11 protein-coding genes are annotated in these 11623 nt (G+C 39.3%); 6 read left to right on the plus strand and 5 right to left on the minus strand.

The annotated features are described in order from the left end of the window. Window positions 1–50: 50 nt before the first annotated feature. The 4 genes from FHK89_RS09690 (at window position 51) to FHK89_RS09705 (ending at window position 3111) form a co-directional block, all read left to right on the plus strand. Window positions 51–410 carry a c-type cytochrome gene (locus FHK89_RS09690; RefSeq protein ID WP_230659459.1) on the plus strand — a complete coding sequence of 120 codons (360 nt, stop codon included), beginning with the start codon at window positions 51–53 and terminating at the stop codon, window positions 408–410. Between the two features lie 334 nt (window positions 411–744). Then, window positions 745–1410: a c-type cytochrome gene (locus tag FHK89_RS09695; protein WP_230659461.1), complete on the plus strand. Its 666-nt coding sequence runs from the start codon at window positions 745–747 to the stop codon at window positions 1408–1410. A gap of 254 nt (window positions 1411–1664) precedes the next feature. Beyond that, on the plus strand, window positions 1665–2765 hold the full coding sequence (locus FHK89_RS09700; RefSeq protein WP_230659463.1) for a hypothetical protein: 1101 nt from the start codon (window positions 1665–1667) through the stop codon (window positions 2763–2765). Window positions 2766–2787: 22 nt separating this feature from the next. Continuing rightward, window positions 2788–3111 carry an RnfH family protein gene (locus FHK89_RS09705; RefSeq protein WP_230659465.1) on the plus strand — a complete coding sequence of 108 codons (324 nt, stop codon included), beginning with the start codon at window positions 2788–2790 and terminating at the stop codon, window positions 3109–3111. Between the two features lie 48 nt (window positions 3112–3159). Here FHK89_RS09705 and FHK89_RS09710 read toward each other — a convergent pair whose 3' ends face one another. After that, window positions 3160–3570, minus strand: coding sequence for an outer membrane protein assembly factor BamE (locus FHK89_RS09710; protein WP_442966576.1), 411 nt, complete (start codon window positions 3568–3570; stop codon window positions 3160–3162). Between the two features lie 216 nt (window positions 3571–3786). On the opposite strand from FHK89_RS09710, the gene fur reads away from it, so the two are divergent. Next, window positions 3787–4218, plus strand: coding sequence for a ferric iron uptake transcriptional regulator (gene fur / locus FHK89_RS09715; RefSeq protein WP_230659467.1), 432 nt, complete (start codon window positions 3787–3789; stop codon window positions 4216–4218). 143 nt (window positions 4219–4361) lie between these two features. Here the strand turns inward: fur and FHK89_RS09720 are convergent, their stop codons facing one another. Together FHK89_RS09720 and FHK89_RS09725 are read right to left on the minus strand one after the other, a co-directional pair. Then, window positions 4362–5486, minus strand: a complete 1125-nt coding sequence (locus FHK89_RS09720) for a PilT/PilU family type 4a pilus ATPase (RefSeq protein WP_230659469.1) — start codon at window positions 5484–5486, stop codon at window positions 4362–4364. Between the two features lie 163 nt (window positions 5487–5649). Further along, the gene (locus tag FHK89_RS09725; RefSeq protein WP_230659471.1) at window positions 5650–6705 is read right to left on the minus strand and encodes a type IV pilus twitching motility protein PilT; all 1056 of its coding nucleotides are present in this window, start codon (window positions 6703–6705) and stop codon (window positions 5650–5652) included. A gap of 304 nt (window positions 6706–7009) precedes the next feature. Here FHK89_RS09725 and FHK89_RS09730 point away from each other — a divergent pair, with 304 nt between their 5' ends. Beyond that, window positions 7010–7762, plus strand: a complete 753-nt coding sequence (locus tag FHK89_RS09730; protein ID WP_230659473.1) for a YggS family pyridoxal phosphate-dependent enzyme — start codon at window positions 7010–7012, stop codon at window positions 7760–7762. 363 nt (window positions 7763–8125) lie between these two features. Here FHK89_RS09730 and FHK89_RS09735 read toward each other — a convergent pair whose 3' ends face one another. Further along, complete coding sequence (locus FHK89_RS09735) at window positions 8126–9781, minus strand: NAD+ synthase (RefSeq protein ID WP_442966578.1); 1656 nt, start codon at window positions 9779–9781, stop codon at window positions 8126–8128. A gap of 462 nt (window positions 9782–10243) precedes the next feature. Then, window positions 10244–11581: an HmuY family protein gene (locus tag FHK89_RS09740; RefSeq protein ID WP_230659477.1), complete on the minus strand. Its 1338-nt coding sequence runs from the start codon at window positions 11579–11581 to the stop codon at window positions 10244–10246. Between the last annotated feature and the right edge of the window lie 42 nt (window positions 11582–11623).

Raw genomic sequence — 11623 nt, forward strand, 5'->3', positions numbered from 1 at the left:
TTACATGGTATGGCATATAGATTACCCAATAGAGAATTAGTAGGCAGTATATGACATCTAAATCAAAAAGACAGACAGGATTGAGCATGGTGGCGATAGTGATGGTGCTTGGTATTTTGTCACTGGTGATATCAACAGGTGCACAGGCTGCTAGTAATGCACAAGCAAATGCTGTTGCCACCTTGTATACAGATAGTTGTGCAGCTTGCCATGATACAGGTGCATTAGGTGCACCAAAAACAGGTGACAAAGCTACATGGCAACGTTTGCAGTCACAAAAAGGCATGGCAAGTTTAGTTAGCTCGGTCAAAAATGGTATGCCACAAATGCCAGCAGGTGGGTTGTGTAGTGAGTGTACCGATGCACAATATCGTCAGTTGATTGAGTATATGGCAAAAGATGCTGATTAATAAAAATATTAGATAAACAAGCAGAAGCGCTTTATTTTTTATTAAAACCCTATTGATTATAGGGTTTTTCTTATTTATATTAAAATATAGTAAAAGAAGAGAACGCATCGGTTAATAGATGAGTAGCTATTTTTGCTCAACTATTGCTATAATAGCAACAAATAAAACCTCATTCATAGTAGGTACTTCACTCAGCCCATAAAACAACATACAGGACAGTAAGATAGCCACAAGCTAAGTTATTTTTTCTTGAGGTAAGTATGACGTTTATGTATCGGTTTGTGTACTCAGGGTGTATTTTAGTACCTACCTCTCGTTAGTAGGATTCATATCGATGAAAAAGTTGCTCGCTGCCACCAGCTTGTTTATTGCCAGTTTCAGCGCCCACGCGGTCATCATTGTTCCAGAGTATGATGTTAATGCCGGTCAAGCAATTGCCGAGAATGTCTGTGCCGCATGTCATGGTCTTAATGGCGTCAGTGTTGTACCAACGCAGCCAAATCTTGGCGGGCAAAATGTACGATATCTTTATAAACAGCTAATGGACTTTAGAACTGGCAAACGTCTTAATGGAATCATGCAGGCACAGGTAGCAAACCTGTCACAGCAAGATATTGCTAACGTAGCTGGGTATTTTTCACAGCAAGCACCTTGGGGTGTTGGCTATGGTAATCCAGCAACCGCTCAAGCAGCGACCAAGCTGTTTTTAGGTGGTGATAGTACACGTGGTGTTATCCCCTGCTCAGGTTGTCATGGACCAAAAGCTGGCGGTAATGCTTATGCTGCATTCCCACGTTTGGGTGGTCAACATGCCCAATACATAGGTATTCAGCTAAAAATGTTCCGTGCTGCTGGACGTGAAGACGATGTTACTAAAGATCAGACTCGTACCAATGATGCAGAAAAAGAAGGGCAAAAAGGTATGATGCAGACGGTAGCGTCCAAACTGTCTGATAATGATATCAAGATATTGTCTGACTATTTAAGTGCTGTGCATTAATTTAATAATTATTACAGTATGATAAGATAAATCAGATAAGTAGTACTTTCTAAGAAATAAATTGATTTGATAAAAAGTTAAAAACCCCGTTTTCGGGGTTTTTTGCTGTAAAATTATAAGATTATGTTTTATTCTAGGGGGTGTTAACAGTCCCTATTTATTATTAGCTGCTTTATATTTGCTTCACAGTATAATTGACCAGAAAAGACAGTCATCAATTATATGAGAGAATGCTTTTTTTGGATGTTTAAGTTATGCGTAAATTTGCTCCGTTATTAATTGCTGCCATTTTTCCTTTATTGTTATTTCGTTGGTTTATTCCCAATCCAGTTGGGCAGATAGATTTTTGGATATTATGGTTTGTTGCCATGGTTGCTGTTGGCTTGCCAGTACTATTTGCGGAAGTGGGTTTGGCATATCGTAGTCAGCAATCTGTTTTTGCAGGTATGCAGCAGTTAACCCGTGAGGCAGATGTTAGTCCAATATGGAGAGGGTTTGCTTGGTTATCTGCTTGGTTGTCGCTTTTAATTGCTGCTTTGAGTATTGTTTCCACTAGTCAAGATTTGTTGATCAGTACTCAGCAGGCAGGTATAAATATTAATATGCCTACTTTTGCCTTGGCTACTGGGTTAGTAGTCATAGTGACCTTGCTGAGTTTACTTGCACAGCGTATGCTATTAGCAGGTTTGGGTTGTATTATTGTCTCATTACTATTGGCAGTGATAATGGGGTCAGGGTTTTTATTGCCTGACTTCACCATGACTCAAACAAGTCTTAGTGAGTGGGCACAGGCAGTGATGTTGGCGCTCATTAGTGTTGGTGTAGGGACAGGACTATATTGGTTTACCAATGCTGAGCAGCAAATAAATACTAATAATAACAATAATAAGCAGCAAATTCAGCATATTGCCAGTAAAGTTGTTTTACCAATTTGGACGACACAGCTTGCGGTTGGTGTGGTTGCTATTATTGCAGGGCAAGTTATTTTGCCACCTTTGGCGATGTTTATTTATGCCATAGGTGTGGTGCTGGTATCTGCTTATTTGTTGTATTATGCCAGTAGCCAGTTTGCAGTGAAGTTTGGACGTTGGCTTGGATTATTGGTTGCCTTTATTGGATTGGCTGTCTTGGTATTGACAGGCTCACGTACATTATTATTAACGCTGCTAGTGATTACCAGTATCGCATCAGTATTAGTATTAGCCATTTTCTCTGGTTGGCAGATGAAAATTAGTCACATGCGTAAATCACTCAATTTTTCTTCAGAAGGTAGGTATAATTTGTGGCGAGTTGCCATTCGCTTATTAGTGCCTTTATTAGTTTTAATGGCTGTGGTGGGTTGGTTTATTCATTAGATTAGAAGAGTCAAAAGATGATATGAATGAGGTAATGATTGGCATAAGTTTGGCTTATGCGCCCTCAAGTACTGAGCAATGGTATTTAGAAATAGAGGTACCTAGAGGTAGTAGTATTTTTATGGCGTTACAACTCTCTGGTTGGTTACAAAAAGATAGGGAGTTGGCACAGTGGTGTCAGCAGCATCAAGATGCAGTCATGGTAGATAAAAAAGATTGGCGAGTGGGGGTATTTTCCCAAAAACAACCTTTAAGTTATGAGCTTGCTGCCAGTGATCGCATTGAAATTTATCGACCATTACATATTGATCCGATGAATAAGCGCAAAAAAAGAGCAGCTTTATAATAAAAGCTACTCTATTGGATATCATCTTGGTAATATATGATCAGTTATTTATGATTGTGGCAAAGTTTGGATGCCATCAATGCGCGTAACTTGATCTGAGTCGTTAAAGTAAATGCTCAGATGCTGCTTAGCACCATGTATGGCTGTTTTACCCTCACGTTTACCATAAGTGCCAGGTGTGTAGTCATAAATATAGTCCCAACGGTTTGGAGCCAGTGTATCTCGTACAGCAGGGCTACCAAGTAAATAAAGCACTTGGTTTTTATTCATACCAACTTGTACTTTTTGAGCTTGGTTTTGGGTGATGGGTGTTCCTTGGGGTAAATCAATTTTATATACACTGAACATTGAGCATCCAGAGAAGAGGAGAACTGAGGCTAATGAAATGCTAGCAATAATACCATGAGAGGTATTGAGTGCTGTATGAGCTTGAGACTTCAGTGATAAAAAATGCTTCATGTTATTATTCGTCATTAGATTAAGTTAGATAAAAGATTCAATCGTCATAAATGATACGTTATTTACTTGCAATTGCCTACCACTTACGACATTATTTACTAAAATTTTTACAAACAATAATTTATACTAGGGTATATTAAACATTGAATTGGGATGTTTTTTTTAGCATCATTACTGTGTGTTTATTATCCCTCATTATCGATGAGAAGGTCAATTATGGGTTTTACTAATCAAGATTTGCGCAAAGCGGGTTTAAAAGTTACTTTACCTCGAGTCAAAATATTAGAGCTGCTAGAAAATGCTGAAAACCATCACATGAGTGCTGAAGAAGTATATAAAGCATTGATTGAACAAGGTGAAGATGTGGGACTTGCAACCGTCTATCGAGTATTGACGCAGTTTGAGCAAGCAGGCATTGTGGAGCGTCATAACTTTGAAAACAATCTGTCTGTCTTTGAAATTATGCAAGATGAGCATCATGATCATCTTGTATGTGATGTGTGTGGTAAGATTGTTGAGTTTCATAATAAAGCCATTGAAAATGAGCAAAAACAGGTAGCACAAGAACATGGTTTTAAGCTTTCTGGACATTCACTCATATTGTATGGAGTGTGTGATGATGCAGAGTGTCAAGCAACGATTCAATAATTCAATAAGACTAGAATTACTGAGTTAAATTAAAGACTTAAAGACATAGAAACCACAATATTTTTCTATTGCTAAGAAATCTATTGCTAAAAAAAGACCTTAGCTAAATGTGGCTAAGGTCTTTTTGTTGGATGCAAGTAAGTTTAGGCATTATCTACTAACGATAGTCCTTCAATATTGTCATCATCCACCTTATCGGCTCTTTTACTTTTCAATTTGATTTGTAGACGCAAATCATTGGGAGAATCGGCATGTTTGATGGCATCATCATAGGTGATTTCATTGGCTTCATATAGGTCAAATAAGGCTTGATCAAAGGTTTGCATACCTATATCTTTTGATCGTGTCATCACAGGTTTGATTTCATGAACTTCACCTTTACGAATATAATCACCTATCAGTTGAGTATTTAATAAGATTTCAATGGCTGCTCGTCTTCCTTTACCATCTGGTGTGGGAATGAGTTGTTGTGCAATGATGGCGCGTAGGTTGAGTGATAAATCCATAAATAACTGACTATGACGATCCGACTCAAAAAAGTGAATGATACGGTCAATGGCTTGGTTGGCATTATTGGCGTGTAGTGTCGCAAAAACCAAATGCCCTGTTTCGGCATATTGAATGGCATAACTCATGACCTCACGGTTGCGTATCTCACCAATTAAGATGACATCGGGTGCTTGACGTAAGGTGTTTTTTAGACCTGCCTCAAAGGATAAGGTATCAATACCCACTTCACGTTGAGTGATGATACAGCCTTTATGTTCATGTACATATTCAATGGGATCTTCAATGGTGATGATATGTCCACGAGAGTTGGCATTACGATGTCCAATCATTGCAGCTAGGGTAGTAGATTTACCCGTACCTGTTGCGCCCACCAGTAGGATAATACCACGTTTTTTCATTGCCAATTCTGTTAAGATTGGCGGTAGGTTTAGATCAGCGACAGAGGGAATATGTGTTTCAATTTTACGCAGTACCATTCCTGCTTGATCGCGCTGAATAAAAGCACTAACACGAAAACGAGCGGTCTTGTTTTTGTCTGAGATGGCAAATTGACACTCATTGGTTTCTTCAAATTCCTGTTTTTGGCTGTCAGTCATGATGTTAGTGACTAAAGTCATGCACTGCTGGCTGGTTAATGGTTTCTTGCCAACAGGTAGAATTTGACCATTTACTTTCATTGAAGGTGGTACATCGGCAGTAATGAATAAGTCAGATCCATTTTTGCTGACCATAAGCTGTAATAATTTATCGAAGTCCATGGTTTATTCCACTATAAAGTATTAAGACTGATGCGGGTTATATATGGTTTGCTATTTTTGTATCCGTGGCATCACTCTTAGTTATATAAAATATGCTCTTTACTTTAAACTGTATTTTTATTTTTACCTATCAACTAATATTAGCCGCACTTAGCCGCACAGATTACACAAATGCATCAGGCTGCTTGGCATAGGGACGAGCGACTTCTTTGGTTATTGTCCCTTTGGCAACTAAGTTTTTTAGGGTTTGATCCAACGTAATCATACCTTCACCCGCACTGGTTTGGATGGCCGAGTACATCTGGGCAATTTTGTTTTCACGGATAAGGTTACGGATGGCAGGTGTACCTAACATAATTTCATGCGCAGCCACCCGTCCGCCAGTTTTACGTTTGAGTAGTGTTTGTGAGATAACTGCTTGTAGTGATTCTGATAACATGGCGCGAATCATATCTTTTTCGGCAGCGGGGAAAACATCAATGACACGGTCAATGGTCTTAGCAGCAGAGCTGGTGTGTAGTGTACCAAAGACCAAGTGTCCTGTTTCTGCCGCTGTGAGTGCCAGACGGATGGTTTCAAGGTCACGCAGCTCACCAACTAGGATAACGTCGGGGTCTTCACGTAATGCAGAGCGCAGCGCAGCATCAAAACTCAATGTATCACGGTGTACTTCACGCTGGTTAATCAGACTATTTTTGGATTGGTGTACAAACTCGATGGGGTCTTCGATGGTTAAGATATGCTCTTTGCGGGTCTCATTAATATAGTCAATCATTGCCGCAAGGGAGGTTGATTTACCCGATCCTGTCGGTCCTGTAACCAGTACCACACCACGTTTAAACTCTGATACTCTTCTAAATACTTCACCCATACCTAAGTCTTCCATGGTTAAGACTTTCGAGGGAATGGTACGAAATACTGCACCTGCACCACGATTTTGGTTAAAGGCATTGACACGAAAACGTGCAAGTTCAGGTATCTCAAACGAAAAGTCAGTTTCTAAAAACTCTTCAAAATCAGCGCGTTGTTTGTCATTCATGATATCGTAGATCAAAGAGTGAACGGTTTTATGCTCCATTGCAGGCATATTAACTCTGACCATTTCTCCATCGACACGAATCACCGCAGGCATACCTGATGAAATATGTAAATCTGATGCTTTATGTTTGTGAGCAAAACGTAATAAGTCTTCAATGCTGACACTGCCTTTGGCTGCCATAAGTTTTTCCTAGTTTTAGTTGATTGTCGTTGTTTATAGTTAATAACACTCAGTGCATTATCAGCCAGATGTTTATGGCTACTGTATATTGGTTGATAAGCTGTGTATTTATTGATAAATAGTGATCATACTAACTTTATCACAGACTGAGCGCTTGACGTAATTTTTTGTATTTACCTGAGGATAAAATATTGATGTTATTACTTATCAATGCCACCATTATAAACCAAATATATTTTATTTCAGTAGTTTAGTGGAGCAAATCGTGCAAGTAGATGATGAATGTAATAAGGATACAAAACAGATGAATGATAAGCAAATGCAAGATCAAGATAGGCAAGCACTTATCAAGCGTTGGCAAAATATACTTGAGCAAATGCAGCAAGCACAAAATATGCAGGGTTCCACAAATGCGTCATGTCAGATAGATGAAGTGGGCGTTGTAACCTTGGTGGCTGTTTCAAAGACCAAGCCAGTAGAGATGATACAAACTTTAGCCGAAGTAGGGCAGCGCAATTTTGGTGAAAACTATCTGCAAGAGGCATTAGAAAAAATGGCTGCTTTAAAGCAGCAGGCAGTATCTAAAGATATTCCAGACCTAGTATGGCATTATATCGGACATATTCAGCGTAATAAGACGCGTGATATTGCTGAAAACTTTGATTGGGTGCATACAGTGGAGCGTGACATTATCGCCAAGCGTTTGCATGATCAGCGTCCTGAGGATAAACCAGCATTAAATATCCTAATACAAGTCAATATTGATCATGAAGACAGCAAATCAGGATGTTTGCCTGATGAGGTAGAAGATTTGGTTATCCAAATAAAGGAATATACAAATCTAAGTTTGCGGGGGCTGATGATCATTCCTGCTAAAGCAGATACCGATGCGTTTAGTAGAACCCAAGCACTGTTTTTGCATATTCAGTCACAGTACCCTGAGCTTAGTGCATGGGATACGTTGAGTATGGGAATGAGTGCCGATATGCAACAAGCGATTGCAGCAGGTGCGACGATGGTACGGGTAGGCAGTGCTATTTTTGGTGATCGAGAGTAGTTTGTGCTTGAGCTTATTAAATATTGTACACCACTCTCAACTTTATTTTCTAAAGTCATATATGACCCTTGAAGTAAGAGGAAGGCTTAAAAGACAAATCCTCCCCTTGAGGAGAGATACAGCAAAACACTGTTTTGCCCCCTCAAGAGCGTTAATAAATAGTCCAGTGGACCAATTTAGCGATGCAAGTCAAAAAGCTGTGCGTGTAGTACAGACAAGAGCTATGCTCGCGTAGTAAGGGGTAGAGTAGGAGGGGGGATAAGTTGAGAATGACATATATTGTTTAGCACATAATTAAAAAAGGAGGGCATATATATGGCCTCCTTTTTAAAAACTATCATCAATTTAGCAAAATTTAAAGAATTAAGATGATTGAATTGACCACTTATTGACCAGTGGATAACGGCGTTCTCGTCCAAAAGCTTTATGGCTGATTTTAGTACCGATAGCAGCTTGACGGCGTTTATACTCACTATTGTCTACCATAGTAATTACTTTTTTGACCAACTGAGCTTCAAAACCTTTGGCAACAATTTCATCAAAGCCAAGATCTTCATCAATATATAGACTCAAAAGCGCATCTAAAGTATCGTAGTCAGGTAGGCTGTCTTGGTCTATTTGATCAGGACGTAGCTCGGCAGAAGGTGGTCGGGTAATGACTCGCTCTGGGATAACGTCGGTATCTTCTAAGCGATTGCGATAGTTGGCTAAAGCATAAACTTGTGTTTTATAGACATCTTTAAGAACATCAAATCCACCTGCCATATCACCATAAAGGGTGGCATAACCAACTGCCATCTCTGATTTATTACCAGTAGTGATCACCAGATGACCAAACTTATTAGACAGTGCCATCAGCACCATACCACGCGCGCGTGCTTGGATATTCTCTTCGGTGGTATCCGCTTTAGCTTTATTAAATAAAGGTGCCAACGTCATGCGCATACCATCAACGGCATCATGAATGGGGCATACTGTGTAGGAGACTTTAAGACGACGTGCTTGCGCTTGTGCATCTTCTAGACTGATTTGTGAGGTGTATTCATAAGGCATCATCACGGCATATACTTTATCAGCACCCAGTGCATCAACAGCGATACACAAGGTGAGCGCAGAGTCGATGCCGCCTGATAAGCCAACGATAACCCCTTGAAAGCCTGAGTTATTAACATAGTCACGCAGTCCCACAACCAAGGCTTGATACATCTCTGATTCAGGACTTAATGACAATGGAGGCTTGGGCTGAGAGTTAAAGGTTGCGGTTTTGCTATCAAAGCTTGCCAGCATAAGTTGACTTAAAAAGCGTGGGGCTTCGTGTGCCACATCGCCATTAGCCTGTATTGCTAATGAACCCCCATCAAATACCAAATCATCTTGTCCACCAACACAGTTGACATAAATGATGGGCAGATCATTGGCTTTGGCACGCTCTTTGAGCAATGCTTTTCGAGTTTCTTGTTTGTTTTGCTCAAAAGGAGAGGCATTAAGGGTAACGACGACATCTGCACCTTGCTCTTTAAGTGACTTAATTGGAGCTTCTTGCCATAAATCTTCACAAATTAGTAGGCCAATGCTGATACCACGATAATCAAATAATACTTGATTGCGACCTTTATCAAAATAACGGCGTTCATCAAACACGCCATAATTAGGTAAGTATTGCTTATGATAAAAGCCTTTTTGTTGTCCATTATGTAAGATAGCAGCTGAGTTAAAAGTACCATGATAATCTACATGGGGATAGCCAACAATCATGACGATATCTTTGATTTCGCTAAGTTTATTTAAGGCAGATTTGACTCGATTGGCAAGGCTTGGACGTAATAGTAAATCTTCAGGAGGGTAGCCAAGTAGCGCAAGCTCTGGGAACAAGATGATGTCTGCACCTTGTTTTTTAGCCTGATTGGCAAACCCAATCATTTTTTCGACATTACCAGTAATGTCGCCAACCAGATAATTAGACTGAGCAAGTGCAAAAGTTAGCATGGATGGACTCTTATTATCATTGTCACTAGACATTATATTATTCCTATGGTTTTTTTGAGTGATTCAAATGAGATGTTTAGGATACATTATAAGGCATGTATTATGCGGATAAAACTGTATACACAAACATAATAATGCAAACAGGTTAACCAAATGCTGGTCAAAAGTAAAACAGTGATACCAAATAAAGACAGGTTTATCTTCTTTAGGACTTACGCAGTTTTATAGATTATTGGCGACTGGTAATCATTATTTTTTATCAAGGGGGCTGGCTGTATGTAGTTCCAGAGGCTTTATAAATAATTTCCAGTCGCTTTATAAGTCTAATATCGCGTACTTTTGTATAAGTCCTATTGTTAAATAATTATAGTGAGATAGGACTGAAACTGGTGTGTAACTTTGTATTGTAGATGTATAGTCTGGCTAAAAAAGACCTCACTATTTAGTGAGGTCTTTTGTAATGGCAATATAAGATTTTAGTTTTTTTTAAAATGCTTATTTACTTTCTGGTTGGATATCCAGTTTGTATACCCACTGGGTCGGACTTGGGTTTTTAGGATCTTCATATTTGATGTCTGCTAGATACATACGGGCGTAGCTATTGCTATTAGCTGATCGAATTAATGCACCAATGGCTTCATCTTTGGGCTTGGTAAACAAGCGGTGGCCTTCCTTACCTTTATAGACATACCAACCATAATCAATAGTTGGATAGTGTCCTGTTATCTTAGGTTGTAGAGCTGAGCTGGCAGTATCAATTTCCCAAGGTACACCTTTATCACTGATATCATAGTTACTAACTTGGGTTAAGTCAGCTAAGCTTGCTTGGATATTATTTTCAAGAAATTTAGCTTTGATGGGTTTAGGGTTGCCATGCTCATCAAGCTCTTTCTCATAATAGCCTGCTGGTGTTTTAGCAAGATACCCTCCTACTTGACCATCACCTGATATACCACTATTTAAAATCACATTATAACGTCTAAAGCCTACATGCCAGTCACCTGTTTTATCAGTGGTTTCACCTGTTTTGAGATTGACATATACCCAATTATCCTCTGAAGTTGCATTAATGGTTTTGGTTTGTACTTGTGAGGGTAGGGCGGTATCTATCCAACGAATAGTGGGATAGCCTGATGTGCCTGCATCGTTATAATAATTAATAATTTGCATCGCATAGATGGGTTTATTAACTGTACTGGTGGTATTCTTATCTGTCGCATCTGTGGTAATTAAATAGACACGATTATTCGGTGAAAGTTTATGTTTTCCTTGCAAATCATATGCTGACCATGGATTTTTGGTGAATATATTAACAGCTTTGTCTATTTGAAAGCTATATTCGGATACTTGTTGGGCATTTTTAAGTTTTTCTAAATCTTTCCATAAAGTAGTATAGGCAGCACCTTTACCAGTGCCACTAATACCACTATTGGTCCATAGAGTTACTGAGCGGCTTTTATTAGTGAATTTAATATCCCATTGATCACCAGTACATTCTACGTCAGTTTGGGTGTCAAAGTCATAGCAAGTGTCTCCTTGCTTTGTGCCATCTACTGTCCATGTTGCAGATTCGCTAAAATTGGCTGTTGAACTGCTGTTATCACCGTTATTATCACCATTGCCATTGCCATTGCCATTGCCATTGCCATTGCCATTGCCATTGCCATTGCCGCTAGTACTGTCATTGTGGCTAGTGTTATGGTTGTTGGCGTTGTCGTTATCACTACTACCACCACAACCGACCAAACTTACAGTCAATATTGATATACCCATGGTGAGGATTAATGGCTTTAATGCAAGCTTGCTGTTATTTTGAGTTGCCGTTGATTTCATAGTAACATCCTTACAGTTGATTTTAAAAAAGGCATATTTGCC

Origin of the sequence: Psychrobacter sp. I-STPA10 (assembly GCF_021012795.1) — a bacterium.
Taxonomy (GTDB): domain Bacteria; phylum Pseudomonadota; class Gammaproteobacteria; order Pseudomonadales; family Moraxellaceae; genus Psychrobacter.